General features: G+C 52.7%; 24 protein-coding genes, 1 riboswitch and 1 other annotated feature (1 of these 26 running past the window's edge). Of the genes, 12 read left to right on the top strand and 12 right to left on the bottom strand.

All coding sequences use genetic code 11. The features are described from left to right. Positions 1-77 precede the first annotated feature (77 nt). From P398_RS0101150 to P398_RS0101130, 5 genes are all read left to right on the top strand, one after another. On the top strand, positions 78-770 hold the full coding sequence (locus tag P398_RS0101150) for a response regulator transcription factor (protein ID WP_024372154.1): 693 nt from the start codon (positions 78-80) through the stop codon (positions 768-770). After that, a complete protein-coding gene (locus P398_RS0101145; protein WP_029333802.1) occupies positions 767-2,146 on the top strand; it encodes a sensor histidine kinase in 1,380 nt (459 codons plus the stop codon). Before P398_RS0101150 ends, P398_RS0101145 begins: the two co-directional genes overlap by 4 nt. Positions 2,147-2,211: 65 nt before the next feature. Next, the gene (locus P398_RS0101140; RefSeq protein WP_029333801.1) at positions 2,212-2,577 is read left to right on the top strand and encodes a DUF1499 domain-containing protein; all 366 of its coding nucleotides are present in this window, start codon (positions 2,212-2,214) and stop codon (positions 2,575-2,577) included. Continuing rightward, positions 2,574-3,998, top strand: coding sequence for a dihydrolipoyl dehydrogenase family protein (locus P398_RS0101135; protein ID WP_029333800.1), 1,425 nt, complete (start codon positions 2,574-2,576; stop codon positions 3,996-3,998). The genes P398_RS0101140 and P398_RS0101135 overlap by 4 nt, the downstream gene beginning before the upstream one ends. A 292-nt stretch (positions 3,999-4,290) precedes the next feature. After that, complete coding sequence (locus P398_RS0101130; protein WP_029333799.1) at positions 4,291-5,757, top strand: IS1182 family transposase; 1,467 nt, start codon at positions 4,291-4,293, stop codon at positions 5,755-5,757. Positions 5,758-5,869: 112 nt separating this feature from the next. Here the strand turns inward: P398_RS0101130 and P398_RS0101125 are convergent, their stop codons facing one another. The 3 genes from P398_RS0101125 to P398_RS0101115 all read right to left on the bottom strand — a co-directional run bounded on the left by P398_RS0101125 (position 5,870) and on the right by P398_RS0101115 (position 7,747). Next, a complete protein-coding gene (locus tag P398_RS0101125; protein ID WP_034798769.1) occupies positions 5,870-6,649 on the bottom strand; it encodes a flagellar motor protein MotB in 780 nt (259 codons plus the stop codon). After that, positions 6,627-7,409, bottom strand: coding sequence for a flagellar motor stator protein MotA (gene motA, locus P398_RS0101120; RefSeq protein WP_024372149.1), 783 nt, complete (start codon positions 7,407-7,409; stop codon positions 6,627-6,629). The genes P398_RS0101125 and motA overlap by 23 nt, the downstream gene beginning before the upstream one ends. A gap of 86 nt (positions 7,410-7,495) precedes the next feature. Continuing rightward, positions 7,496-7,747: a hypothetical protein gene (locus tag P398_RS0101115; protein WP_231557577.1), complete on the bottom strand. Its 252-nt coding sequence runs from the start codon at positions 7,745-7,747 to the stop codon at positions 7,496-7,498. A 136-nt stretch (positions 7,748-7,883) separates the two neighbouring features. Between P398_RS0101115 and P398_RS0101110 the strand changes: the two genes are divergently transcribed. Continuing rightward, complete coding sequence (locus tag P398_RS0101110) at positions 7,884-9,263, top strand: TrkH family potassium uptake protein (protein WP_051638837.1); 1,380 nt, start codon at positions 7,884-7,886, stop codon at positions 9,261-9,263. Positions 9,264-9,276: 13 nt separating this feature from the next. Here P398_RS0101110 and P398_RS0101105 read toward each other — a convergent pair whose 3' ends face one another. Both P398_RS0101105 and P398_RS0101100 read right to left on the bottom strand, forming a co-directional pair. Then, complete coding sequence (locus P398_RS0101105; RefSeq protein WP_029333796.1) at positions 9,277-10,347, bottom strand: SDR family oxidoreductase; 1,071 nt, start codon at positions 10,345-10,347, stop codon at positions 9,277-9,279. After that, positions 10,344-12,518 carry a PAS domain-containing sensor histidine kinase gene (locus P398_RS0101100; protein ID WP_029333795.1) on the bottom strand — a complete coding sequence of 725 codons (2,175 nt, stop codon included), beginning with the start codon at positions 12,516-12,518 and terminating at the stop codon, positions 10,344-10,346. The genes P398_RS0101105 and P398_RS0101100 overlap by 4 nt, the downstream gene beginning before the upstream one ends. A 136-nt stretch (positions 12,519-12,654) precedes the next feature. On the opposite strand from P398_RS0101100, the gene P398_RS0101095 reads away from it, so the two are divergent. Next, the gene (locus P398_RS0101095) at positions 12,655-13,140 is read left to right on the top strand and encodes a restriction endonuclease (protein WP_407637187.1); all 486 of its coding nucleotides are present in this window, start codon (positions 12,655-12,657) and stop codon (positions 13,138-13,140) included. A 216-nt stretch (positions 13,141-13,356) separates the two neighbouring features. Further along, positions 13,357-13,836 (top strand): hypothetical protein, encoded by a 480-nt coding sequence (locus P398_RS0101090; RefSeq protein WP_024372143.1) that lies wholly within the window; start codon positions 13,357-13,359, stop codon positions 13,834-13,836. Between the two features lie 59 nt (positions 13,837-13,895). Here the strand turns inward: P398_RS0101090 and P398_RS0101085 are convergent, their stop codons facing one another. After that, positions 13,896-14,519 (bottom strand): DUF1836 domain-containing protein, encoded by a 624-nt coding sequence (locus P398_RS0101085; protein ID WP_024372142.1) that lies wholly within the window; start codon positions 14,517-14,519, stop codon positions 13,896-13,898. 148 nt (positions 14,520-14,667) lie between these two features. Between P398_RS0101085 and P398_RS0101080 the strand changes: the two genes are divergently transcribed. After that, positions 14,668-15,318: a diacylglycerol/polyprenol kinase family protein gene (locus P398_RS0101080; protein ID WP_029333794.1), complete on the top strand. Its 651-nt coding sequence runs from the start codon at positions 14,668-14,670 to the stop codon at positions 15,316-15,318. A 146-nt stretch (positions 15,319-15,464) separates the two neighbouring features. Beyond that, entirely contained in the window at positions 15,465-16,385 is a 921-nt protein-coding gene (gene murB, locus P398_RS0101075) for a UDP-N-acetylmuramate dehydrogenase (protein ID WP_029333793.1), read from the top strand. Between the two features lie 40 nt (positions 16,386-16,425). On the opposite strand, the gene ald is transcribed toward murB, so the two are convergent. The 3 genes from ald to P398_RS0101060 all read right to left on the bottom strand — a co-directional run bounded on the left by ald (position 16,426) and on the right by P398_RS0101060 (position 19,420). Beyond that, a complete protein-coding gene (gene ald / locus P398_RS0101070) occupies positions 16,426-17,556 on the bottom strand; it encodes an alanine dehydrogenase (protein WP_024372139.1) in 1,131 nt (376 codons plus the stop codon). 131 nt (positions 17,557-17,687) lie between these two features. Then, positions 17,688-18,911: a PucR family transcriptional regulator gene (locus tag P398_RS0101065; protein ID WP_029333792.1), complete on the bottom strand. Its 1,224-nt coding sequence runs from the start codon at positions 18,909-18,911 to the stop codon at positions 17,688-17,690. An 83-nt stretch (positions 18,912-18,994) separates the two neighbouring features. Beyond that, entirely contained in the window at positions 18,995-19,420 is a 426-nt protein-coding gene (locus P398_RS0101060; RefSeq protein ID WP_029333791.1) for a divergent PAP2 family protein, read from the bottom strand. Between the two features lie 154 nt (positions 19,421-19,574). On the opposite strand from P398_RS0101060, the gene P398_RS16495 reads away from it, so the two are divergent. Then, a protein-coding gene (locus P398_RS16495; protein WP_115336706.1) for an IS3 family transposase occupies positions 19,575-21,145 on the top strand; the annotation gives its coding sequence in 2 pieces (ribosomal slippage) (positions 19,575-20,214 and positions 20,214-21,145; 1,572 coding nt in all). Positions 21,146-21,224: 79 nt separating this feature from the next. Here the strand turns inward: P398_RS16495 and trhO are convergent. After that, complete coding sequence (gene trhO, locus P398_RS0101045; RefSeq protein ID WP_029333788.1) at positions 21,225-22,166, bottom strand: oxygen-dependent tRNA uridine(34) hydroxylase TrhO; 942 nt, start codon at positions 22,164-22,166, stop codon at positions 21,225-21,227. A 224-nt stretch (positions 22,167-22,390) separates the two neighbouring features. Here trhO and P398_RS0101040 point away from each other — a divergent pair, with 224 nt between their 5' ends. Beyond that, positions 22,391-23,032: a TVP38/TMEM64 family protein gene (locus P398_RS0101040; protein WP_029333787.1), complete on the top strand. Its 642-nt coding sequence runs from the start codon at positions 22,391-22,393 to the stop codon at positions 23,030-23,032. Positions 23,033-23,058: 26 nt separating this feature from the next. Here the strand turns inward: P398_RS0101040 and P398_RS0101035 are convergent, their stop codons facing one another. Together P398_RS0101035 and P398_RS0101030 are read right to left on the bottom strand one after the other, a co-directional pair. Then, on the bottom strand, positions 23,059-24,342 hold the full coding sequence (locus tag P398_RS0101035) for a Na+/H+ antiporter NhaC family protein (RefSeq protein WP_024372134.1): 1,284 nt from the start codon (positions 24,340-24,342) through the stop codon (positions 23,059-23,061). Between the two features lie 71 nt (positions 24,343-24,413). Beyond that, positions 24,414-24,509: riboswitch (SAM riboswitch) on the bottom strand. A 98-nt stretch (positions 24,510-24,607) separates the two neighbouring features. After that, positions 24,608-26,287, bottom strand: a complete 1,680-nt coding sequence (locus P398_RS0101030; protein ID WP_029333786.1) for a GGDEF domain-containing protein — start codon at positions 26,285-26,287, stop codon at positions 24,608-24,610. 152 nt (positions 26,288-26,439) lie between these two features. Continuing rightward, positions 26,440-26,628 (top strand) — a binding site (T-box leader) (it continues 23 nt past the right edge of the window).

Below are 26,628 nucleotides of genomic sequence, written 5' to 3'. Positions count from 1 at the left end.
ATTTGAGGTCAATTGACAACCTTGTCGCAAAAACGTAACTATAATGTAGAGAAGTGAACTCCAGAAGAGGTGGAAACATGAATCGGATATTAGTAGCCGAAGATGAGCATGCGATTCGCAGCTTCATCATCGTAAATTTAAAGCGCGCCGGGTTTGATGTCTTTGAGGCGTCGAATGGGCGCGAAGCCGTCACGGCGTTTGACCGTCAACCGTTCGATGTCGTCTTGCTCGACGTCATGATGCCGGAGATGGATGGGTTTGAGGCATGTGCGGCCATCCGCGATTTAGATGAGAATGTCGGCATCATCATGTTGACGGCCCGGACACTTGAAGAAGATAAAATTGAAGGACTCGGGAGAGGGGCAGACGATTATATTGCCAAGCCGTTCAGCCCGGGTGAACTTGTCGCTCGGATTCAAGCGCTGCTCCGTCGTGTTGAAAAAGTGAAGCGCAAAGAGAAGAAACGCTTGAAATCGGGACCGTTCGCCATTGACTTGGCAGCGAAGCAAGTAACGAAATATGGCCAACCGATCGATTTGACACCAACCGAGTACGACTTGATTTGCCATCTCGTCCAAAACGAGGAAGTCGTCTTGTCGCGCGACGCTTTATTAGACGCGGTGTGGGGCGTCAATTACTTCGGCGACCGGAAGACGGTCGACGTCAACATACGGCGGTTGCGACAAAAGATTGAAGACGACCCGAGCCATCCGGCGTTCATTGAGACGCTGTGGGGACATGGGTATAAGTGGCGGAGACATGACGGATGAAGCAACAGCTCGTCATCCGCATCATGATTGTTATGACGCTCGTTTTGATTCTACTCGTGAGCGTACTATCTTACGGGACGTATCGCTATTACTATGAATATGAATCTGAAGCACTTCTCAGCCATGCGACGACGAGTGCGTACTTGTATCCGCAGGCGCAAGTCGGATTCGAGACCCCGAGCGCGTTCTCTGTTCTCGTGCGGACGTTCGGCTACCCGGGAACGGATTTGACGATCGTCAATCGTTTCGGTGAGATTGTGAAGACGACCGGGCAACGCGACTATCAGGCGCTGTTCAGTGAACGGCAACTCGAGCAACTTGCAAGAGGGGAGTCCGTCGTCCAAGACTATGACGTCAAGGATGAACACTTCCTGTCCGTGACGAGTCCGATCATGACCGGTGAGACGAGCGAACTTGCCATCAGTTTCACTCGGCCGTTAGAAGACTTGGATACACTCATCCGGGAAATATGGATGGCGGTCATCTTGATTGGTGTCCTCATCTGGTTGCTTGCGCTCTATGCGGTCATCCGCATCGCCGACCGTTTCGTCCGTCCGATTCGTGACATCATCGAGACGGCAGATGAGATGGCGCAAGGAGACTTCGACGTGGAAGTGTATTCGAATGAAAAACATGAACTCGGCGCGCTCGCCCGGACGCTGACGTATTTAGGGGCGAAAGTCCAACAGCATCAATCGACACGGAACGAATTTTTATCGAACGTGTCACATGAGCTTAGAACACCGTTGACATCCATTAAAGGATGGACCGAGACGATTCGAGGCGGGAATGAGAAATTGTCAGAAGAGACTGAGCTTGGCCTCGGGATCATCCATTCCGAGACCGAGCGGATGATCGGCCTCGTCGAACAGCTTCTCGATTATACAAAAATCGAGGAGAGCCGGCTTGTGTTATACCGCCAAGAGCTCGATCTCGTCTCATTGCTGCGAAAAGTATCAGTGCAATTGAAGCAGTCGCTCGAAGATAAACAGATCACGTTGGTCGAACGCTATCCCCAAAAATCGATCGGTCTGTTCGATGAGAACCGTTTGAAGCAAGTTTTTCTGAACTTGCTTGAGAATGCGATTCGATTTTCTCCAGATGGGGGAACGTTGACGGTTCGATTCGTCCAGTCGGAACGTGTCGCCTTCATCTCGATTATCGACGAGGGGCCAGGTATCTCGAAGGAACATTTACAGCGCATCACCGAGATGTTCTACCAGGCACAAGTGACGAAAGGGAGCAGCGGGTTAGGGCTCGCCATCGCCAAGGAATTGATTGAAGCGCACGAAGGGAAGCTCGTCATTGAAAGTGAGGTCGGCCAAGGGACGACGGTGACCGTTCTTCTGCCGCTCGACCCGAGCGAATTACATTAAGAGGGTTAAACCTCCTTGATTCAGGATACATGTAATTGTATGTAGAATAAGGGAGGTTTTTTTGCGTGGCGACGAAATCATTGAAACCGATCAAAGGAACACCGAACGCTGTATCGACCCAAACGTCGATCACGGCGCTCAAGATGGATCCGCTCCCGTATGGACACGACCGTGCCCATACGATCGAGACGATGAAAATGGTCATGGGTCAGATGCCTCGGACCGAACTTGTCGAGGAAACGAGCGACATGCTTCGTTATGTCGTCTCGACGAGAGTGATGCGTTTTAAAGACGACGTCGAATTTTTATTTGACGATGAGACAAGACAAATTGAGTTTCGTTCGGCCGCACGACTCGGACATTCCGATTTTGGTGTGAACCGGAGACGGATGGAAGATGTGAGTGAACGATATCGGAGGTTGATGAAATGAAGGATTATCAGTTGATTGTCATCGGGGGAGGCGCGGCCGGCATGACGGTCGCGGCCGGAGCCGCCAACCTTGGCGCGAAAGTCGCACTCGTCGAGAAGAAAAAGCATCTCGGCGGGGATTGCCTTCACGTCGGATGTATCCCGTCTAAGGCGCTCATCGCCGCTTCAAAAGAAACGAGCTCGATGATGCAGGCCGCTCGTGTACTCGGCACCGAGTTTGACGGGCGCGAGCACTATCAGACAACGAAAGCACGGATCGACCGGGCCCGCGAGATCATCCAAGAGCACGACGGTACGGAGCGCTTCACAAAATTAGGCGTCGACGTCTATATCGGGGAAGCATCGTTCCAAAGCCCTTACGAATTAAAAGTCGGGGACGATCTCTTGATCGGGAAGAAGTTCGTCATCGCGACAGGTTCGAAACCGACGGTCCCGCCGATTGACGGGCTCGACACGGTATCGTATTTAACGAACGAAGACGTCTTCCATGAGGAGACGCTACCGGAAAGTATCATCATTATCGGCGCCGGCACGATTGGTCTCGAACTCGCCCAATCGTTCGCACGTCTCGGCAGCCAAGTAACAGTACTCGAGGCGCTCGATACGTTCTTGCCGAAAGAAGACGAGTCGGTGCAGACGCTTTTACGCACGCAACTCGAGATGGCGATGCGCCTGAAAATTGGGGTGGACGTCAAACAAGTTTCAGAGGTGAACGGAAAGATTCGCGTCGACGCTGAAATCGATGGGGAGACCGTCCACTACGAGGCGGATAAACTGCTCATGGCAACGGGAAGAAAACCGCGTATCGATGCGCTTCGACTTGATCGGGCCCACGTCCACGTCAAAGATGGCTATGTCGACGTCTCTTCGACGTACCGGACGTCACAACCCCACATCTTTGCGATCGGGGATACGATCAACACGCTCCCGTTCACGCATGCGGCCGGTGAAGAAGGCAAAGCGGTCGTCGCGAACGCCTTGTTCGGCCTGTGGAACAAAGTTGATTATAAGAAGATGCCATGGATTACTTTCACGGACCCGGAAGTGTTTCATGTCGGCTTGACCGAGGCCGAGGCGCGGAAGCAGTACGGTGAAGACGTCGACATCTTTGAAGCGAAGCTGTCGGAAGTCGACCGGTTTGTCGCTGACCGACAAGAGACCGGTTTCGTCAAAATCATCACACGGAAGAACGGCAAAATCATCGGGGGACATGCGGTCGGGATGACGGCGGGCGATTGGATGCAAATCGTCGTCTACGCGATGCAACGCGGCGATAAGATTGGGAAGTTATCGCGCATGATCTACCCGTACCCGTCTCGAAGTGAAGCCGTCAAAAAAGCGGCCGACCTTTACTGGCGCAAACGTCTGTTCAACAGCCCGCTCACAGAACTAGCACGCAAGTATTTTGAATGGACACGATGAACATGACAAAAGCCCACTCGGCAGAGAGGGCACTGAAAAACTTTAAATGCTTTTGAACAGAGGAGCGCCGTCCCGAAAGGGATGGCGCTCCTCTGTTTTCATCGCCCTTCAGCCGCCCTGTCCGGCACGCCGCTTTCCTGGGGCGGGCGTCGAGCCGCATCGCGACAATGTCGCTGCTGGGTCTCGCCTTGCCCGCTGATTCCCCGGGAGTCGGCGTGCCCTCGGGCGGCGCTGTACGTGTGCGTCATTTCGGAATATACTGGCTAAAACAATCAATCTGGAGGCGATACCGATGATGCCTGACCTGCCGAATATGCCGCCGAGCCCGTATACGGCCCTCTATGATCTGTTGATTCCGGCCGATGACGAGCTGCGGCTCATTCACGACCTCGTCCCGTTCGATTTCATCACGGAGATGCTTGAAGATACGTATTGCCATGACAACGGGTGGATGGCCGTCCATCCTGTTCGGATGTTCAAGTATCTGTTCCTGAAGGCGCACTCGAACCTGTCCGACGTCGACCTCGTCAGACGGGCGAGGACCGACCTCGCATACAAATATTTTCTGGACCTCGCACCGGAGGATGACGTCATCAACCCCTCCTCGCTCACAAAGTTCCGCCGTCAGCGCATGGACGACGACGAGCTGCTTGACGAGCTGATCGCACACACGGTTCAGGTCGCGAAAGGGATGGGGCTGCTCAAATCACGGACATTGATTGTCGACGCGACCCATTCCCGTGCCCGGTACGGGCAAAAACCGATCGGGCAGGCGATCATCGAAGAGGCGAAGAGACTCCGCCATGCGTGCTACAAGGAAACCGAAAACGCGAAAGGTCGCTTCCCGGAGAAGGTGGACGAGTCAAACATCGACCAGCTTCTGACGTATGCGCTTGGAGTCGCGGAGACCGTCGAGAGCGGAATGCCGGAACTGATGGCACGCGAACATATCCGAGACCGGGTGAACCGGGTCCGCGAGCTCGCCGAGGATGCGCACGTCGAACTTCAAGTCTCCAAGGATTCTGATGCCCGGACCGGGCATAAGAGCGCCGACTCATCCTTCTTCGGTTACAAGCATCATCTCGCAATGACGGAGGAGGGCATCATCACGGCCGTCATCGTCACATCCGGCGAAGCATCGGACGGTCATCAGCTGGGAAGGCTCGTCCAGAAGAGTCATCGGGCAGGGGCCGAGTTCGACCATATCGTGGGCGACTCGGCCTATTCGAGCCGGGACAACCTGATTTATGCCGCCTCACAGGGGTGCAAGCTCGTCGCGCCGTTGAACCCGCAAGTCTACTCGCCATCACCGAATCGCGTGGAGGGCTTCACCTACAACAAGGATGCCGAAAGGTATGTCTGCCCCGCCGGGCACATGGCCGTCCGCAAGACACGGGGCGGGCGAAAGAATGCCGGGACGAACCCTGTCGAGAGCCATTTCTTCGACATCGAACTGTGCAAGCGGTGTCCGTTGCGAAAAGGGTGTTACAAAGACGGGGCCAAATCGAAGTCCTACAGCGTGTCATTGAAATCACGGGAGCACAGTGACCAGCTCGACTATGAGCAAACTGACGACTTCAAGGAGCATCGTCGGAAACGCTTCGCCATCGAGGCGAAGAACAGTCAACTGAAGAACACGCAAGGCCTGGCGCGCAACAAGACGTCAGACCTGAAAGGCATGACGTTACAGAGCGCGATGGCCATCATCGCGGTCAACCTGAAGCGGATAATCAGCCTCCATAAAGAAAAAACAGGATAAGGGCACGGAAAAAGGGCGATTGTCCCGACTTGAGTCGGTCCAATCACCCTTTTTTCTTTTCACGCTCGGATAGAGCGGAGGTTTTTCAGTGCCCTCTCGGCAGAGTGGGCTTTTACTGTGGCAAGATGATCGTTTCAATCATTTTAGGGGAACCTTCCGATAAATCGACGAGCGGTTTGATTAACACTTCGACGCGCCGGTTCTTAGCGCGGCCGGCATCCGTGTCGTTCGTCGCGATTGGTTTATACTCGCCGTAGCTCGCGAGCGTGAACTGGCTCGGATTTAAGGAATCATTCGTCAACAAGACGCGCATGAACGCGGTCGCCCGCGCTGAACTGAGCTCCCAGTTCGACGGGAAGCGAGCCGTGTTGATCGGGACGTTGTCCGTATGGCCGGACACGACGATCTCTCGATTGCCGGCCTGCTCGAGAATGCCACTGATCGAGCGGGCGACGTCACGTGCCTCCGCATCGAGCGTCGCCTCGCCCATGCTGAACAGCGCCCGATCTTGAATCGTCAGGACGAGTCCGCTCGAGTTGATCGTCGCCTCAATCTGGTCTTGGAGTCCCTTCTCTTCGATATATTGAGTCACTTGTTCTTTCAACTCGTCGAGCTTCGCGAGTTCATACGTTCGCGGATTCGCCGTCGTGTCGGTGTTGTTCGTCCGGTTGATATCACTGTTCGAGGCCGTCGATGCTTGAAAGACGCTCGTCCCGCCAGAGAACACTTGATTGAACGATCGTGACATCTTCTCGAGCTTCGTCTGGTCGACGTTACTCGATGCGAACAAAACGATGAAGAGCGCGAGGAGCAGCGTCAGTAAATCCGCATAAGGGATGAGCCAACCTTCAGGGATATGTTCTTCATGGTCATGCTTCTTTTTGCGCTTCATAGTCGGCTCGCTCCTTTGGAGACAAATACACAGACAACTTATCTTCTAACGTCTTCGGCGATTCGCCGCCTTGAATCGAGAGGATGCCTTCGATCATCATTTCCTTGATGAGCACCTCGCTCTTTGAATATTGTTTCAGCTTATTGGCGAACGGGAACCAAAGCACATATCCCGAGAAAATCCCGAACAGTGTCGCGACGAATGCGGCCGAAATCGCATAGCCGAGCTTTTCGATGTCGGACAAGTCTTTCAAGGCGGCGACGAGTCCGATGACGGCTCCGAGTACGCCAAGTGTCGGTGCGTACGTACCGGCTTGTGTGAACACGTCAGCGTTCGCTTTATGTCGGATTTCCATGTTCTCGATATCACGCGACATGACTTCGGCGATATATTCAGACGGTTGTCCATCGATGACCATCATCATGCCTTGTTTCAAAAACGGCTCTTCGACTTGTTCTAAAGCGGTCTCAAGTGACAATAGACCTTCTTTACGAGCTTGTGTCGATAAATCGACGAATTGAGTCAACATGCCAGACTTGCTAGGTAAGTTCTGTTTTGTGAATAAGATTTTGAACAGCTTCGGTACGTTTTGAAGTTGTTCTTTTGAGACGGCGATACTGACCGCAGCGGCCGTCCCGACAAAAATGATGACAAGTGCGGCCGGGTTGATGAGTGGGGCCACACCTGCGCCTTTCAGAATCATCCCGCCGATCAACGTGAAGAAACCGAGTAATAATCCTACTAAAGTGACGACATCCATGTCTATGTTTTCCACCTTTCTAAATGAACAGGAATTAAAAAAAGCGAGAGACGCAACTCGTCTCCCGCATAATGCGTTCCCGATGGTTAAGCGCCGTTTTCGTCAATCAGCAGTTGAATGCTGATATTTCGTTCTTCACGCTCTATATCGGTTAATACATCGTATTTTTTTAACAATGCGTACAATTGATTCACAACTTGTTGATCGAGCGACCATTGTAGCAATTCTTCGAGCTGGAAATAAAGATGGGCGGGCATGTACTGTGACTGACGCTCCAACCTTCGCGAGACATCCTTTAGCGAATGATCTACCGTACTAGGGTCCACGGTTTCATTCAACCTCCTCAACGTTTATAAAGTCTATCTATCATATTACCAAAAAAACGACGAAAGAGTTAGCGTGACATTTTTCTAGTTGGCAATTTCGATGGCGAGGCGTAATATGTGGCTTAGAAATAGTGAAGGAGATATGAGGATGCGACATCCATTATCGATACGGGAACGGCGGTTGAAACGAATCGAGGCGTTGTACCGAATCGTGTTCGAGAAGCCGGCCCGCTTTATTGCCAGCGGATTTTTACTCGTGATTTTTATTGGGGCAACGCTCCTTTATATGCCGTTTGCGCAAAGTGAACCGGTGTCTTGGATCGACTGTCTTTTCATTGCGACATCGGCCGGGACGGTGACGGGGCTTTCCACAGTCGACATCGGAACGTCGTTCACGACGTTCGGCGAACTCGTCATTGTTGCGTTGATTCAAATCGGAGGACTCGGATTCATGACGGTCGCCCTCATGCTTTTAAGCGTGCTCGGGCGTAAAATCGGTTTGAAGCAGCGTATCTTGCTCCAAGAGTCTCTCAATTTATCAGGACCGGGCGGAACGGTGCGACTCGTCCGAAACATCGTCTTTACGACGGTCATTGTCCAAGTGATCGGTCTCTGCTTTTTGACGGCAGAACTGTATGGCACCGGCGACTACTCGTTCGGTGACGCCTTGTACTACGGCTTCTTCCACGCCGTCTCGGCGTTCAATAACGCTGGGTTCGCCTTATGGCCCGATAGCCTCATGCAGTTTGAACAGAACACGTCCATCGTCGTCACGATTTCCATACTGATCATGATTGGCGGGCTCGGTTTCACGACGATTGCCGATGCGACCGAGGTGAGACGTTGGAAACGGCTCGCGCTCCATTCGAAAATCATGATCGCGTCGCTACTCGTTATTAACGGCATCGCCTGGTTCGCCCTTATGTTGTTCGAATGGGTGTCGATTGAAGGAGCACTATACGGGCGCCCGCTCGGCGAGGCTCTTCATGCGACGTTCTTCCAAGCCATCACGACGCGGACGGCCGGCTTCAATACGATCGACGTCGCGACGATGGCGCCGGTCTCGATCGGTCTCATATTGATTCTCATGTATATCGGGGCCGGGGCCGCATCGACAGGGTCGGGAATTAAAGTGACGACCGTGGTCGTCATCTTGGCCGACATGTGGGCATTTTTGCTCGGCAAAAAAGAAACGGTCATCATGGAACGCACGATCGACGTGTTCCAGATTAAAAAGGCGTACATGGTCGCCATCACGAGTTTCTTCTTTATTTTATTTATTACCGCGCTGACAATCTTGACGAACGGGCACTTACCAGCGACGGCCATCTTGTTTGAAGTCGTCTCCGCGTTCGGGACGGTCGGACTGTCGCTCGGGATCACGGCTGAGTTGAATGACAGCGGAAAAGAGCTCATCATGTTCATGATGTTGCTTGGTCGTGTCGGATCGCTCACGATTCTGTTCACCGTCGCGCGCCAACTTGACCGCAAGATTCGCTACCCGAAAGAAAAACTATTGATTGGATGACAAAAAGCCCTGATCAGGGCTTTTTGTGTGTGTCGTAATAGGCGACGACTTGCGGCAAATAGTCTTTTAAGTCGGGACAGATGATACCGGTACCGTTTAACGCCCGCATCGTCTGTGTCGTGTCGAAATGGACTTGATGTTTGAAGTAGTCTAGGAGTTCACGAGGTACTCCGTATCGTTCCGATAATTTCATGGCCGAAAAACCGGCTTCGGCGGCAACGTGAGGAATCGTCCCACGCGGAGGACGACGGAACATCTCTTCGTGAATCATGCGATACACTTCGCGCGCACCGTGCGGAAACGGATCCGTCAGATGAAACGTTCGGCCCAACCCGGCTGGTGCGTGCGCGAGATACGCCGTCGCTTCGACCACATAATCGTACGGCACGAGATTCACTTCGATATTTTGGCGTCCGATGTAAGGGAGCGGGGCGGCTTGACGCAACTGGTCCATCAATTTCAAGACGAAATAGACACCATCAAACTTTTTCGTCTCACCGGTCAGACTATGACCGATGACGATGCCCGGTCGAATCACGGTCACCGGCATCGAGCCGAACTCACGTGAGACGATCGCTTCGGCTTCGTATTTTGTCGCCTCGTAATGGTTTTTGAAGGCGACACGATGCCACAGTTCGTTCTCGTACACCGTCCCTTGCCGCCGTCCCGACACGTAAGCGGTGCTGAAATAGACGTACCGCTTCAAATGCGGGGCTCGCTTCGCGAACGCCGTCATATGTTTCGTGCCGAGCAAGTTGATTCGATAACCGACTTCGTAAGGAATGCTCAAGTCGTAAGCGGCCGCCAGATGAAACACATAATTCACGCTACGCTCGATGACCGAGCGCATAATCGGGTCGAGGATGACTTCCGGGAGCGTGATGTCCGCCTCGACGAGGACGAGTTGTTCGTCTTGGAGTGACGTCGTCGCCAACAGTTCTTGTTTTAATGCGCTAGCTTCATCGTGTTGCGTCGGGAGATGAAGGGCGTAAATCGTTCCGATTTGATTCGGTAAAGAAGCGAGATGGGTGATCAGCTTCCCGGCTAAAAAACCGGGGAATCCGGTAAAGACGTAATGGTTCATATCGTTTCCTCCGCTAAGTCGAGCGTGAATGTGAACGTCGATCCGACACCGACCGTCGATTCGACTTCGATACTGCCACCATGTGACTCGATGATTTCTTTACAAATCGAGAGGCCGAGCCCGGTCCCACCGATTTGACGAGTGTCAGAGTTATCGACGCGATAGAATTTTTTAAACAGTTCCTCGAACGCATGCTCCGGGATACCGATACCGAAGTCTTGAACCGAGACGTGGGCTTGGTTGTGTTCCCGGCGTACCCGGACTTCGATTTCCCGGTGGTTTGGTGAGTACTTGATGGCGTTTGACAGCAAGTTGATGATCACTTGCTCAATCCGGTCTTGATCGGCGATGAGAGGGAGCGTTTCATCCGCGTCATCAAAATGAATCGAATGATCGTTCGTCTCCCGGAACCGCTCGACGACGTCGCGGACGAGGTCGTTTAGGATGAAATGGTCTTGTTTATATTCTTGATTGCCGTCCTCCATGCGTTGAATGTCGAGGAAGTCGTTCAATAAATCGGTCAACCGCTTTGCCTCTTTCGCCATCGTCTTCAAATAGCGCTCCCGCTTGTCAGCAGTCAGTTCGCGGTTGAGCATGAGTTCGATATAACCGGATAAGGAAGACAGTGGCGTTCGTAGTTCGTGGGAGACGGTGCTGACGAGCTCATTTTTGATTTGGTCCATCCGTTCTTCTTCGGTCCGGTTACGGAAAACGAAGAGAAAGCCGCTGTCGACACCGATTTGGCGCTTCGTATCCATACCGGTCGCATACATCTCATAATATTGCTCATCTCGATCGTTCGGTTGCGGGATGGAGAAACGCATCGACACTTCTCGAGCCGATCCGTCCAGCAACAGGTCGATTTTCTTTAACATCTCGGTCCGGTCACGGGGACGGAACGTCGTGAGGAGCGGGATCCGTTCTTGCATTTTGTTAGGAGCGATTCCAGGCAAGTCGAGCAAACGACGGGCGTGGACGTTCATAAAGAGGACGCTTCCGTTCGACTCGGTTAAGACGAACGCCTCGTTCGACGCTTGAAGAATGGATTGAATGATATCGCGCTGACGGGCGATGGCATTCTTTTCACGTTCAAGCATGCGCTCGACTTTTTTCCGGTCACTAATATCCCGCATGACGGCGACACGAAGCGTCTGCCCTTGGTACGTCACTTCTTTCGGATAGACTTCCATCTCGAGGAACGTGCCGTCTTCCCGGCGTCCGATGACTTCGTAAGGTGTCTGGATGTGGTTGCGGATACGGCGCAAGACGTCGGCGCGGTACCCTTCCGCGATGAACTCGATCGTCTGGCGCCCGACCATCTCTTCAGACGGGATTCGGAAGATCGTCTCGGTGGCTTTGTTGGCGTCAAGGATCGTACCGTCCTCATGAAACAAGACGGCTTCGATAACCGATTCTGCGAACATACGATACCGCTGTTCTTTATGCAACAGCTCTCCTTTTAACGCGATCTCTGGACTGACGTCGAAGACAAAGAAGAAGAATCCGATGACGCGTGCCTGTTCATAGACAGGGTGCATGAACAACTTGCCGACGAAGTGGGTCCGGTCTTTTCGTTGGAACTTCCATTCTCGGTCTCCTCGATCGAGCGCGACGCGCAACATTTGCTCGAACGATAAGAGACGTTCGGTCTCGTCTTGGTAGTGGGTGCGTTTTTCGCTCAACTCACGCGATTCGAAAAGCGCGAACGGCGTCATCTCATATAACACTTCATGAGGCGCGTAACCGAACAGTTCGGTGGCGCCTTTATTGAATCGATTGATGAGCAAGTTCGCATCGGTCATGATCATCGCCATGTCGAGTTCGGTGTGCATCATCGCCTCAAAGGCGTTGTGTTGGACGGTGACACGCGTGTCGAGCGGGAGCGGTTCGATCGACAGGATATAGACGTCCCCGTTCGGGATCGCATGGATGCGGATCGTCGGCATCTCATACGTCCATGGAAGCCCTTGCTCCATTCGACTGGACAGCTCCATCGTGATCGGGGACTGGTTGACCATATGAAACACGTTGGAACGTGTCTGTAAGTCCTCAGGGAATTGCTCTAAAAACGGGCGGTTCGCTTGAACGATCGTGCCGTCTGTTTGAATCAAGGCGACACCGTAAGGCAAGGCATGCAACAGGTCGTTCTGGAGATGCACTCTTTTCTCCATCAACGGGTGATCCCTCCTTCTATAAATCAAACGGGTACATCTTCATTACATTCGACAGATGTGCCTTTGTTTTCCTGCCTTCAGACGGTAAAGTAATAGTGAACAAATGATGGAGAGGACGATGGATGTGAAAGGATTGGGGTTTAGTCTAGTACTCGCGTTCGGACTGTGGTGGTGGGACGCACCGTTCTGGACTGTCATCGCTGTCGTCGGGCTCGGGTTCGCTTGGGTCATTTGGCGAAAACGGCTGTCGACGATCGACCGGGTCGATCGGATGGAAGGGCGTGAGTTCGAACTGTTTTTAGAAGACGTGTTCACTGAGCTCGGCTATACGGTCACCGTCACACCGGCGTCCCGCGACTTTGGGGCCGACTTGTTGCTCGAGACGCCGGAAGGGTGGTCGATCGCCGTCCAGGCGAAGCGTTACGAAAAAGTCGTCGGTCTCGAGGCGGTCCAACAAGTGGCGGCGGCTGTCCCGTATTATGGAGTGAACGAAGGATGGGTCGTGACGAATTCGTCCTACACGGACAGCGCGTACGAGTTGGCTGAGCCAAATCAAGTTCGTCTGATTGCAAGATCAGAGCTTGAACAGCTGTTAAAAGAAGCCGGTTTTAAGCGATAACGACGCGTGTTTTCACATGTTTGACAAGATGACGGATTGTGTCGAAGAAAAAGGGGTTGTCTTTTTGTTCAAACGGTGCAATAATCATCTTCGTCATATGAAATATGTAGTAGTTGAACAGAGAGATTCGGCTGCTAGAAACTTTTTGGGGTTTCACAGAATGCCCAACCGGACAAACAGAAAAATCGTGGTTGGAACGTATTAGGAGGAAAAGCGGTGCGCAAATTAATTTATGTAAAAGGTTGCGTCTTTACGCAAGGCGAGGCGACCATTTATGACGAGACAAATGATGCGATCGGATCTGTTCACCGCGACGCGGAAGGCAGTGTCCAAGTGCACAACTTGTCTGGTCGACAAATCGCTCTCGGGAAGTACATCCCGAACTGTCAGAAATGGGTCGTCATGAACCATGACGGGCAAGCGATTGGTCAATTGAAAGACAAATTCTCGTTATTCGGGAAAAAGTGTGAGTACAACGTCTATGAACGCGGACTCTATACGATTCAGTACGATGTCGAACGCTACAAGTTCAGCGTGCGCGACAAGGCTGGGAAGCTTGTGGCGGAACTTCGTCGCCAAGAAGACGACTCTTTCTGTTTGACGAAAGAAGCCGATCAGCTTTCGATGTTCGAACTGTTGTCAGTGTTGAAAACGTTGAGTGTGAAGTCACGGATGCCGCTCGCGGTCTCTGTTTAATCGATATGACGAACACCAGTCACGGGACTGGTGTTTTCTTATACGCAAAAACCGCTCCATCAAATGAAGCGGTTCAAATAATGTTTTGCCTCGAGTTCGAGCGTCGTGACGCGGTGGGCGTATAGACAGAGCTTCAAGACATGGACGATGTTCTGGTGCGTATGGCCCATCTTCTCGATGGAGCGCTTGGCACGCGTGTCGAGCAAATCGATCGGACTCGTCGATTTCGCATATTCCGCGTACAATCGGTAAAAATCGATTGGCGAGATGAGGTCGTCTTCGTCACGGTCCGGGTTGTTGAAGATGAGCGCAAGCAACGAACTCGTCTCCTCAAGAGAGAACAAGTGCTTCAAGTCGTCGAGCAAATAGATGATTGCGGCCTGTTGCAACGAGTATTTTTTGCCGACCCGAGGGACGCCGATAATTTTGCGGACTTCCCGCTTCGTCCAGTTTTGAATCGTCGTCGCCGACAAATGTTCGCCCGTCAACGTGTTCGCCAAAGCGACGATTTGGTTGATGGACAGGCCGTTCTTTTCAATATGAAACAAGTGGATTTTACGAAGTTCTTTTGGGAAGTGTTCACGCACTTCTTCCGGAAACAGGGCGATGGCCCGATCGACGTCGCCAACTTGCATGTAATGCAGGCAGTCCGCCAAAGTTTGAATTGAAGTTGCGTCGCGCATACAGCCACCCTTTCTATAGTCGGCTTCGATCGCCGTCTATACAGTCATTTGACCTCATTCTACCAAATGTTTGAAAGGGAAGCTAGGTTCTGGCCCGATTAAGGTATAATGTAAACGTATAAATTATGTAGCTAAAGGTGGTCTACCGATGAATGAATGGGTCAGCTCCATCCTGTCCATCGTCATAGTCCTAGTGTTCCTCGTCGGGCTCGAACAAGTCGGCAAGCGTCTAGGATGGACGGATGAAACAATTCGTAAAAGTGTACATATCGCGGTCGGACATTGGGCGCTGCTCGCCGTCTGGTTGATTGAGACATGGTACGTCGCAGCCGTTCCGCTCGTCTTCTTCACGTTCGCGAACGCATTCCTTCTTTATAAAAGTCCGTCACCGGTCCATCAAACCGAGCGGAAATCATTTGGCACGGTCTATTATCCGATTGCGCTGCTCGTGATCTTATTCTTCTTCTTTGAGACAGAACCGCTCGCCTTCTTGGCCGGGTCGCTCGTCTTGGCCTGGGGAGACGGATTGGCCGCCCTCGTCGGACGGAAGTATGGGACGGTGACGTACGACTTATACGGGCAGAAACGGTCGTTCCAAGGCAGTATGGCCATGTTCCTCAGCTCGTATGCTGTGCTCTTTTTATTGTTTTTGTGGGATGATGTTCCGCTTTGGCAAGTGGTAACATATGGGTTTATCATTTCCGTCGTTGCCACGCTGACAGAAGCGATTTCCTATCGTGATTGGGATAATTTCACAATTCCTATCGTAGTAGCAGTCGCTACATCATTATTGCTATAAATCTTTTCTTCCATTGTAAAGAAAACGTTGCTTGTCACCTCTGTCAAACATTTGTATACTGTGTTTCGTACTGAAACCATTCAGCGACGTGCCCGGACGAGTCCGAAGCACCGATAAAAATAGAACGTAAAGGATTGAGTGAACGCATGAGCTTTTTAGATCAATTAGTAACAATCATCCCGGCCGATCGCGTCAAACAAGACGAGCCTTTATCGGCACACACGTATACAAAGCTTGGTGGCAACGCCGATTATTTCGTGGCTCCACACACATATGAAGAAGTACAGGCGGTGCTCGAGCTCGCCCACCGCGAGCAAGTCCCGTTCATGATTCTCGGATTCGGCTCGAACTTAATCGTTCGGGACGGGGGTCTCCGAGGGATCGTGTTGAACTTGAACGAGTTGAAGACGATTCGCCGGGAAGGCGATCGAGTCATCGCTCAAGCCGGTGCCGCCATCATTGATGTGTCTCGTCAAGCGCTCACAGAAGAGTTGTCTGGTCTCGAGTTCGCTTGCGGCATTCCTGGAACGGTCGGCGGCGCAGTGTACATGAACGCTGGTGCTTACGGTGGCGAGACGAAAGACGTCATCTTGAGCGCGGTCGTCTTGACGCCGGCAGGGGAGCTGTTGACGCTCACGAAAGACGAGCTCGAGCTTGACTATCGGACGAGCCGGATTGCGACAGAAGGGCTCATCGTGCTCGAAGCGACGTTTGAATTAGAACCGCTTCCTTACGAAGCGATCAAAGCAGTGATGGACGATTTGACGTACAAACGTGAATCGAAGCAGCCGCTCGAATATCCATCGTGCGGGAGTGTGTTCAAACGACCGCCGGGCTACTTCGCCGGGAAGTTGATTCAAGACTGCGGTCTGCAAGGGAAGCGGATCGGCGGGGCGGAAGTATCGCTCAAACATGCCGGCTTCATCGTCAACATTGCCGACGCGACGGCGACGGAGTATATCTCGCTCATTCGTCACGTCCAAGCGACGGTGAAAGAGAAGTTCCATGTTGAACTTGAGCCGGAAGTAAAGATCATCGGTGAAGACATCGCCGTCGAGAACGCCTAAATAAAACGCCCGAACGGAATCAGCCGTTCGGGCGTTTTACTTATGCTTGCAGTTGTTTCGTGACCGCTTCTGAAGCCGGTACGAACGGATAGTCGAGGTCTCGGGCGACCGCCTCGTACGTGACCGTCCCATCGATGACGTTCAATCCTTTGAGGAGCGCCGCATTTTCACGGAGAGCCGGGAAGACGCCTTTTTGCGCGCACTCGATAATATACGGCATCGTCGCGTTCGTCAAACCGAGCGTCGACGTGCGTGGGACCGCACCTGGCATGTTGGCGACCGCATAATGTTGAACCCCGTAGCGCTCATACGTCGGCGCGTCGTGCGTCGTGATGTGGTCGATCGTCTCGCAAATCCCGCCTTGGTCGATGGCGACGTCGACGATGACCGAACCAGGTGACATTTGTTGAACCATCTCTTTTGTGACGAGCTTTGGCGCTTTGGCACCCGGGATGAGAACAGCACCGATGACGAGGTCGCTCTCGGCGACTTGTTTGGCGATGTTGTAACTGTTCGAGATGAGCGTGTTGATCGTGTTCCCGAACTGATCATCGATTTGACGAAGTCGGGCCGGGCTGATGTCCATGAGTGTCACGTTGGCTCCGAGACCGATGGCGATGCGGGCCGCGTTCGTTCCGACGACACCGCCGCCGATGACCGTCACGTTGGCACGCGGGACACCTGGGAGACCAGACAAGAGGATGCCTTTCCCGCCATGAGGCTTCTCTAAAATTTGAGCACCGATTTGTGCGGCCATCCGTCCGGCCACTTCACTCATCGGCGTGAGGAGCGGAAGCGTCCGGTCGACTTCGACCGTTTCATAGGCGATGGCGGTCATGCCTGACTCGACGAGCGCCTTCGTCAGTTCCGGCTCGGCTGCAAGATGTAAATACGTGAAGAGCGTCAAGTCGCTGCGGAAATAGCGGTATTCCGTAGGTTGCGGCTCTTTCACTTTGAGTGCTAGCTCGACGTGGTTCCAAACGTCTGCGGCCGTATCGACAATTGTCGCACCGGCATCGACATATTCCATGTTCGTGAAGCCGCTCCCGATACCGGCTTCCGTTTCGACGAGCACGTCATGTCCGAGCTCCGTCAACACCGCAGCCCCCATTGGCGTCAACGCGACGCGGTTCTCGTTATTTTTAATCTCTTTCAATACCCCGATTTTCATGATCCGTTCCCCTTTCGATCTGTTGACACAATTTGTTCACACTTCTAGTATAGACCGTTCCGAAAACGCTGTCTTTAGCCTGCATTCTAAAAACGAAGACCCCCACTTTGTGATAATTCACAAAGTGAGAGTCAGTCGTCTTGACGATATTGTCCGGCTTTGATCGCCAAATAGATGGCGGCCCGTTCCGGGAGGGAGACGCGGGTAATTTGCGTCAACTCTTCGATCCGCCGGACCCGGTACAGCACCGTGTTCGGATGAATGTGGAGATGGGCCGCGACTTGCTTCACGTTGCCGTCGAAATAGAAGTACCATTCCAGCGTCGTCACGAGTTCGGTTTGGTGAGCGTGATCGTAAGCGTGCAGCCGTTCGAGCGTCGGGTGCGTCTCGAGCCGGAGGCCGATCAGGCGCGCGAGGTCGGGAACGAGTTGATATATGCCGATCTGTTCGAACGCACGGGCGGTGGCCAGCTCGAGTGGGAATTTCCGTCGCAGTGAGGTCACACGTCTCGCTTCCACGGCCGTGTTATAGATCGTCTCGCTTTCGAAGAAACGGCGGCTGATGCCGAGTCGGGGTTCCGCTTCTGAAAACTTTTCCTGGAGCTGGGTCTCGAACCGTTCCGCCCACTCCACGAGTGTTGTCTCTTCTTCGGACAGCTCTGACTTCATGTAGTGCCAGACGAGCAACTGTTGTCCGTCAATCGCTTGGAGGACGACTTCAATCGCCTGTTGGGTCGCGAGCACATAAAAGAGCCGTTCCGCGAATTGCGGGGTGATCGGTTGCAGGCAATCGATTACCGTCAACCGGCTGGCCACAGCAATCGGCGCGATTTCGTTCAACCGCTCGTGATGGGACAGGCTCAGTGTCGGCGTGGCCAGAATATCCAAAAAGAACCGTTCGAGCTCAGCGTCGATGCGTCGTTCGTGCATCGCGATCGTCATGAGCAGTTTTTTGGCGATGTTTGCACCTTCTTGTAAAACAGTGAGCTCTTGCTCAGAAAAAGGCTGCGAGCGGGCCAAACTCCAAATATAGCCGAGCACCTCGTCTTGTTGTTTAATGACGACGGCGGCACGTTCCCCGAGACCGACTGAAAGGCGCGCTGGAATGACGACCGGTTCATCGCGATCGATCACGTTTTGTAAGATCCCACTCTCCCACAAGTCTTCGATGACCGCTTCCGGGACACGTCGACCGATGATGGTCGCGATTCGCGCCGGGTCCGTCGAGTCGGGATGCGTGCTATAGGCGATGAGTTGATGGTGGCGGTTTTCGATTGTGATGGGGGCGCGAATCGCTTGACCGATCGCTTCGGCGAGCGTGTCTAGAGACTCATAAGACTTCTGCAAAAAAGGCATGTCGATTCCTCCTCATCTTGAGTATACCGTCTTCGTTGTGAAAGTTCACAAAAAGATAGGGGAGGGCGACATGCCTTATATATTCAGATAGGGAAAAACAAACCGACGACGAGACCGAGCAAGGCGCCGACGATGACTTGGAACGGTGTATGACCGACAAGTTCATTTAAGATCGGGGTCTCATGCTTGATGCCTTTGAAATAATCATTCAACAAACGGGCTTGGAAACCGACCGCTTGGCGGACACCGGTCGCATCGTACATGACGATTGTCGCAAAAATCAAGGCGAGGGCAAACATGCTGGAGTCGAGTCCTTCCATTCGGCCGATGACGGTCGCTAAAGCGACGACGGTCGAGGAGTGGGAGCTCGGCATGCCGCCAGAGGCGAACATGATTTGTAGTTCAAAGTCTCTCGTTTTAATCAGTTCTGTCACTAGTTTTGCCGCTTGGGCGATAAACCATGCAAGGAGGGCGGCGAGTAAAGGTTCGTTAAACAACAATCGATTCACTTCCTGTCTGACAATAGTATCTTCACTATACCCGATTCTCGTCGTGAATAGACGTAAAGATTCTGTCAAAAAAAGCGCAAGGGATATGATATGCTCCCCAATAGGTAGACAGATGAAATAACAAATCTGTTTATCTGATTGGGGAGTGTTTTTTATGGCGAGAAGTCGGCATTCAATCGAACAAAAACTGAGTGCACTACGGATGATGGAAGAAGAAACATATACGTGGAAGGAAATCGAGGAGGCCCATGACGTCTCTGAGCATACCCTCCGGGTGTGGAAAGTGAAATTCGAGACCGGCGGAATCGACGCCTTGAAGGAGTCGAGGACATGGAAACTGTACACAAAGGAACAGAAAATAGCGGCCGTACGTGACTATCTCGATGGGGTCACCATGGTGGAAGTCCTCTCCAGACATCAAATCAGTAGTCGTTCGGTTCTATATCGGTGGATCAAGAAGTATACTAGTCATAGCGAGTTAACAGATTCGAGAAAAGGGATGGATCGAGCTATGACAAAAGGGAGAAAGACCACATTCGAGGAACGCATGGAGATCGTCAGGTATTGCCTGGACAATGGACGGAACTATCAACAGACGGCCGAGATATTCGCCGTGTCGTACCACCAGGTCTACGGCTGGACGAAAAAATATGACGCCGACGGCGTGCACGGGCTCGAGGACCGGCGCGGACGGACGAAGCAAGAAGAGGAACTGACCAACGAAGAGAAGCTCGAACGTCGCATCCAACAGATCGAGCGGGAGAACGAGCGCCTGCGGGCCGAGAACCTGTTCCTAAAAAAGTTAGAGGAGATCGAGAGGAGAGGTTGATCAGCCAAATCCGGCTACAATTACGTTACATGGCGATCGAGGAAATGTCGACGACCGACACGTTCCCGGTCGTGCTCCTGTGTGAAATCGCGCAGGTCTCACGGGCCGCCTACTACAAATGGTTGAAGCGTACCGTCTCGGTACGCGAGGAGGAGAACTTGGGCTTACTGGAGGACATCCGTCTCCTCTATGACCAGGTGAACGGGACCTACGGCTATCGACGGCTCACCATGACAATCAACCGCAGACGACGTCAACATGGCCTGCCGGCATACAATGAGAAGCGGATCTATCGTCTCATGCGCATCCATGAGATCCGTTCGGTCATCCGCCAGAAACGAAAGCGGCATAAGAAATCGTCACCGCAACATGTGGCCGAGAACCTGATGAACCGGGAATTCAGCGCGTCCCGACCGGACGAGAAGTGGTGCACCGACGTCACCGAGTTCAAATATGGCGCCGGGAAGAAGGCGTATCTGAGCGCGATCATCGACCTCTATGACGGCTCGATCGTCGCCTATCGCATCGGGAAATCCAACAACAACGCGCTCGTCTTCCAGACGATGATCCCAGCCATCGCGGGGCTCCGTTCAGGAGCGAGTCCGATGATCCATAGCGACCGAGGGTTCCAATATACCTCGAGAGGGTTCAAACGCATGGTGGAAGACGCGGGGCTGACCCACAGCATGTCCCGGGTCGGACGTTGTCTCGACAACGCCCCGATTGAGGGTTTTTGGGGTACCCTGAAAGTCGAGATGTACTATTTGCGTGAGTTCCAGGCCTACAGCGAACTCACATCAGCCATCGAGGCCTACATATCGTTCTACAACCATGATCGTTTCCAGAAACGACTAAACGGCTTGAGCCCTGTCGAATACAGGACTCAAGCCGCCTAGGCTGGTTTTCATTATTTGCCCTGTCTACTTGACAGGGAGCAGTTCAATAAGGTCCCTTGCGCTTTCTGGTCGATTTTTGTTACCCGACGACGCCTTCAGTCTCCTGAAGTTTGTCCGCGATATTCTCGATGATATAGCGGTTGCGTGGATGCTCCTGGCACTCTTTCGAGCATGAACGCATTTGTTTAGGTTCACACTCTTCACAACAGAAGTGCTGGGCATTACACACCGGGTTGGCACAATTCACGTAACGGACCGTCTTCGTGCCGCAGTGCATGCACTCTGAAACGACCGATGGATTGACCGTGTTGACCGGGACGTTGATGCGCTCGTCAAAGACGTAAAGCTCACCTTCCCAATCCTCGCCTTTCGTGGCTTCGTCTTTGCCGTACATGGCGACGCCGCCTTTTAAGTGAAAAATGTTGTCGTGACCTTGGTCACGCATATATGCTGTAAATTTCTCGCAACGGACGCCTCCGGTACAATACGTGAGAAGCGTTTTCCCTTCGTAGAGGTTCTTGTTCTCTTCGAGCCATTCTGGCATGTAACGAGAAGCCTCTACATCGATCTTGATCGCATTTTTAAAGTGACCAAGGTCGTATTCGTAGTTGTTACGAACGTCGAGGATGACGACATCATCGCGATTCATCATCTCTTTCCATTCTGCCGGTTCGAGGTATGCCCCGTGCTGTTTCGGCACGTCAAACTCGCCGTCAAAGCGCCACGTCACGAGTTCTTTCTTATGACGGACAAAAATTTTCGAGAACGCGTGCTCATCGACTTCATCGATTTTGAACTCGATGTCGCTGAAGAGCGGGTTCGCTTTCAAATCAGTCATGTACTGCTCGGTCTGTTCCCAAGTCCCAGAGCACGTCCCGTTGATTCCTTCGGAAGAAATCAAGATCCGTCCTTTGATGCCGAGGTCCTTACAATACTTGAGGTGCTCTTGTGTGAGCGTTTCTGGGTCTTCGATGTTGACGTACTTATAGTACAGCAAGACCCGCATTGATTTTGTTTCCATGGTTATTGCTCCCCTGTGTTCAGTTTTTTGCAGGAAAACGAACGTTGGGTTGTGTCGTTCGACGAATGGGCTTGCCTGCAACCACAAGTCCATTATTATATGATAGATATCACAGCGAAATTTCGCAAATACTTTTTAATTTTTTTTGAACACGGCAGGGGGATGTGTCCTGTGGTACGAATTCGGGTAAAACAGAGTAACGAAAGCCGAAGGTGGAAACTCATATGCTCACATCTCTCGAACAGTGGATCATCCAATTGATTGAATGGCTTCAAGAGTTGCCAGGGGGGCCGTGGGCCGGTCTCGGCGCCCCGTTCTTAGAAGCGATTTTTCCGTTTCTTCCACTTGTCCTCATCATTTCAGCGAATGCGGCAACATATGGATTCCTGCTCGGGGCGTTATTATCATGGGTCGGCAGTTTGCTCGGGACAATTCTTGTCTTCTCAGCTGTCCGCTACGTGTTCCGCAAACCGATGACGCGCTGGCTTGAAAGACATAAGAAAGGTGTCTACTGGCTCGAACGGATCAACCATATGAGCCCGGTTTCACTCGGGTTCTTATATTCGTTGCCGTTCATCCCGGTCAGTCTGATCACGTACTTACTCGCGCTCATTCAAATGCCGCTTCGGACGTTCATCATGGCAGCCGGGTTTGGGAAACTGCTCGTCGTCTTGATTTTTTCAGTGATCGGTGACCAATGGGAAGAATTCATCCAAAGTCCGTTCCGCTTGTCGATGCTCGGCCTGTTGTTGCTCGTCTTATGGGCGATCAGCCGCGGACTTGAAGAACTTCTTAAACGGCGCGCTTTCAAAAAACGCAACGAACAGCTCAAACGTGAACTCGAAGCAAAAAGAACGACCTTGTGAAGTCACGCTTCACAAGGTCGTTTTTGTCAGGCCCGCTTCTTGAAGCGCGGGAAGTTGAAGGCAATCGCCAGTCCGCCACAGATGAACAAGAGGAACGGATAAAACATGTACGGCACGAGAGCCGGTGATGCCGTGTTCGTCAATTCGGCGGCGATGAGCAATTGGGCTCCGTATGGGAGAAGCCCTTGTACGCCACACGAGAAGATATCGAGCACGCTCGCCGACTTCTTCCGTTCGATGTCATACGTGTCGGCGATGTTCGCCGCGAGCGGCCCGGCGACAAGGATGGAAATCGTATTGTTCGCCGTGGCGACGTTTGTCGCACTGACGAGCCCGGCGATGCTCCACTCGGCGCCGGCCCGTTGTTGGATGCGGGCAGTGAGGGCGTCCCGCAAATAAGTGAGCCCTCCGTTATGCGAGATGAGTCCGACGAGCCCGCCCATGAAGAGCGTCAAAATCGAAATCTCTGCCATCCCGATCATCCCGTCGGCCATCGCCGTGACGAACGCTGTCACGGACAAGGTTCCGTCAAGCAGACCGATGATCCCGGTCAACACGATGCCGCCGAGCAAGACGAGGATGACGTTCAACCCAGTCAAGGCGAGGACGATGACGGCGAGATAAGGGATGAGCTTATACCATTCAAAAGCAGCGACTTCAATCGTCGATTCTCCGCTCGACAAGACGGCGAGGAGAACCGTCGTGATGACGGCCGCCGGCAAGACAATCCAAAAGTTCGTGCGGAACTTGTCGCGCATGTTCGTCCGTTGCGTCCGGACCGCCGCGATCGTCGTGTCCGATATGAACGACAAGTTATCTCCGAACATGGCTCCGCCAACAACGGCAGCTGCGGCGATGGCGATATTGACCCCACTCTCTTCATGGATGCCGAGGGCAATCGGGGCGAGCGCCGCGATGGTCCCGGTCGATGTGCCCATCGCCATTGAGATGAAGGCCGCGATGACGAACAGGCCACTCAAAAGCAGCGATGGCGGCAACAACGTGAGCGCCGCGTTGACGGTCGCGTCAATCGCCCCGATCTCACCGGCAACGTTCGAAAACGCCCCGGCGAGCAGGAAAATAAAGATCATAATCAAAATGCCAGGGTTGCCCGCGCCTTGCGCAATGCGCTCGACGGTTTGCGTGACACTTCCTTTCGTCATCATCGCCGCGACGATCAAGGCGATGAGTGCCGCAATCAATACAGGGAATTTGTAAAAATCGCCATAGTAAATCCCGGCCCCGATAAAGAAGACGAGAAAGACGAGTAAGGGCAACAGTGCCCATTTGTTAGCTGTCGGTTGTTCCAATCGTTTCACCTCATTCATAAAAATAAAAAGAGAGCCTTTTGAAAAAAGGCCCTCTTTTACAAGAAACACTTTTTTCATCTTTCGAGCAGAGCGCTCGCTGGATTTGGCACAGGTTCCCCGCTGCCGAGACTTCACAGGGCCAGTCCCTCCGTCTCTCGTGATAAAAAAGTCGTATGATTAAGTTATAAGACACGTTCCCTAACCTATCTGTTTCGAATCGGTTTGTCAATAGAAAATCCCCACGCTCTGTGAGCGTGGGGGCGGATCAAGTCGTCAAATAGTTGTAGTGGGCGACTCGGTTGCGCCCGGCGTACTTGCCGCCGACGTATAACGCCCGGTCGGCGTTGCGAATCGTGTCATCGAGTCGTTTGTCACCGAACGCCTGAATCGTGTCGACCCCGATCGAGGCGGTCACTTGAATCGCGATTCCATCGACATAAAACGGCTTGTCTTCAATCTTTTGGCGAATGCGTTCAGCGATTTCGACGGCCTGGTCGACGTCGCAATGATTGAGCAACAAGATGAACTCTTCTCCGCCATAACGGGCCGCGAAGTCATCGGTCCGCAGCGCCTGACGGATGCGACGGCCAAATTCTTGAAGCACGCCATCGCCGACTTGATGGCCATGCGTGTCGTTAATTTTTTTGAAAAAATCGATATCGAGCATTGCGACCGAGATCGGATACATAGAAGCGTCTGAGATTTGTTGAATCCCATATTCATAAAATGCCCGGGCGTTCGCGAGGAGCGTCAAGCTGTCCGTCCGGCTCTCTGTATAGAGGCGATCCCGTTCGTGGCAACGGCTGATCGTTCGATTGAACGACTTGAGCAGTTTGACGATTTCGCGCTGGATGATCAGCGGATAGCCGTAGACGTGCTCGCCAGCCATGACGATCCACGTGCGAATCCCTTCGATTTCCTCGGAGCGGACAGAGATGAAGCTGTGGTAGTCGTCGTGGAACTCATCTGACATCGGCGCGTCCCACTCGAAACGCATCTCATACTCGACGGACGATTCGTTCGGATACGTCGATTCGAGCAAATCGAAGACGCGGGGACGTTCGATCGGTTGGCGGGTCTTTAAATCGAAATAGAGTGAGCGGTCGAACAACGTGAACTCGACGAAACCGGCGTCGTATTGATTCAACCGTTCGCATTGGCTGAGGAACACTTCGATGGCTTGCGCCTCGCTTTGCGACAGCGACACGGCTTCTTTTGCTTCATCGTACTGTTCGATGAGCGATTTGAACGCGTCTTGTCGTCCTTTTTGAATCAACAGTCGTTTGATGAAGAACGTGAGCGCGGCGGCAATGCTACTGACGACGAGCAAGTTCGTCTCGCGGAAGAAGGACGCCGCGAAGATGAAGACGAGGCTGACGATATACGTATAAAACGCGATGCTCAAGAAGTCGCGGACCGGCACGTCGACCCGGAACCACCAACCGACTTGGTACTTCTGCAGCACCGTGTTCAATACGATGGCGGCAATCAACCCGGCGACGGGGAGGAACGAGTCTTGCGTATAAAAACCGAGTCCCGTCTCACCACCGAGCGCCAAGTAGACGCTCGCCGGAATCGCTAGTTCTAGAAAAGACGTGATAGCATTCCATGGGTACGTGAAACGGAAGCGCCGGAGCGCGACGCGCGGCTTCAAGTTGACGAACTGGAAGACGAGCAACCCGATTTGGTTGACGAACAGAGCTGTCTCAAAGTCGAAGAATAAAAAGATGATCAGGACGATACTTTCAGAAAATGTGAAATAGACGCCTTTGCGCTCGATGGAGTCGAGTTGGAAGATGATGACGAGCAAGGCGATCAAGATGAACGGCAACGGCTCGATGGCCGGCGCGTTCAATACGCCTGTCGCAAACAGTGTGATCGTCAATAGTACAAAAGCACTCCAAATACCCCAGCCGAGGGCAGACAGCTTACGGAAATGGTTCATGGCCCCTCCTATGTGGGAAAAGTCGATTATGTATCGTAAAAAATTCGGCATGATGAGGCGGCAGTCCTGCCTATTCCTCATAATGGCCGAATTCTAGCATTGAGTCTATATGAATTATCCTCTATAATGAAATTGCTTTTCAACCACATAGACGAAAGTCGATGAAAAAGAGAGTAACGATCGTTTAGTCAACAAAGCGACCTAGGGATTGGTGAGAGCCTAGGCTGACAGACGTCGCGAAACGCACTTTTGAGATGCTATCCGAAACGAGTAGGCGTAGCCGGGGGACCCCCGTTATCACCGATAAAGCGGTCTGCGTCAAGCAGGCAAGAAGAGTGGTA

Origin of the sequence: Exiguobacterium aurantiacum DSM 6208 (genome assembly GCF_000702585.1) — a bacterium.
In the GTDB taxonomy this organism is placed as follows: domain Bacteria; phylum Bacillota; class Bacilli; order Exiguobacteriales; family Exiguobacteriaceae; genus Exiguobacterium; species Exiguobacterium aurantiacum.
This window is presented reverse-complemented; position numbering and strand designations above follow the sequence as displayed.

Coding starts and splice junctions, on each gene's coding strand:
- P398_RS0101150 (WP_024372154.1), top strand. CDS start 78: ATGAATCGGATATTAGTAGCCGAAGATGAGCATGCGATTCGCAGCTTC.
- P398_RS0101145 (WP_029333802.1), top strand. CDS start 767: ATGAAGCAACAGCTCGTCATCCGCATCATGATTGTTATGACGCTCGTT.
- P398_RS0101135 (WP_029333800.1), top strand. CDS start 2,574: ATGAAGGATTATCAGTTGATTGTCATCGGGGGAGGCGCGGCCGGCATG.
- P398_RS0101130 (WP_029333799.1), top strand. CDS start 4,291: ATGATGCCTGACCTGCCGAATATGCCGCCGAGCCCGTATACGGCCCTC.
- P398_RS0101125 (WP_034798769.1), bottom strand. CDS start 6,649: ATGAAGCGCAAAAAGAAGCATGACCATGAAGAACATATCCCTGAAGGT.
- motA (WP_024372149.1), bottom strand. CDS start 7,409: ATGGATGTCGTCACTTTAGTAGGATTATTACTCGGTTTCTTCACGTTG.
- P398_RS0101110 (WP_051638837.1), top strand. CDS start 7,884: ATGCGACATCCATTATCGATACGGGAACGGCGGTTGAAACGAATCGAG.
- P398_RS0101105 (WP_029333796.1), bottom strand. CDS start 10,347: ATGAACCATTACGTCTTTACCGGATTCCCCGGTTTTTTAGCCGGGAAG.
- P398_RS0101100 (WP_029333795.1), bottom strand. CDS start 12,518: ATGGAGAAAAGAGTGCATCTCCAGAACGACCTGTTGCATGCCTTGCCT.
- P398_RS0101085 (WP_024372142.1), bottom strand. CDS start 14,519: ATGCGCGACGCAACTTCAATTCAAACTTTGGCGGACTGCCTGCATTAC.
- P398_RS0101080 (WP_029333794.1), top strand. CDS start 14,668: ATGAATGAATGGGTCAGCTCCATCCTGTCCATCGTCATAGTCCTAGTG.
- murB (WP_029333793.1), top strand. CDS start 15,465: ATGAGCTTTTTAGATCAATTAGTAACAATCATCCCGGCCGATCGCGTC.
- ald (WP_024372139.1), bottom strand. CDS start 17,556: ATGAAAATCGGGGTATTGAAAGAGATTAAAAATAACGAGAACCGCGTC.
- P398_RS0101065 (WP_029333792.1), bottom strand. CDS start 18,911: ATGCCTTTTTTGCAGAAGTCTTATGAGTCTCTAGACACGCTCGCCGAA.
- trhO (WP_029333788.1), bottom strand. CDS start 22,166: ATGGAAACAAAATCAATGCGGGTCTTGCTGTACTATAAGTACGTCAAC.
- P398_RS0101040 (WP_029333787.1), top strand. CDS start 22,391: ATGCTCACATCTCTCGAACAGTGGATCATCCAATTGATTGAATGGCTT.
- P398_RS0101030 (WP_029333786.1), bottom strand. CDS start 26,287: ATGAACCATTTCCGTAAGCTGTCTGCCCTCGGCTGGGGTATTTGGAGT.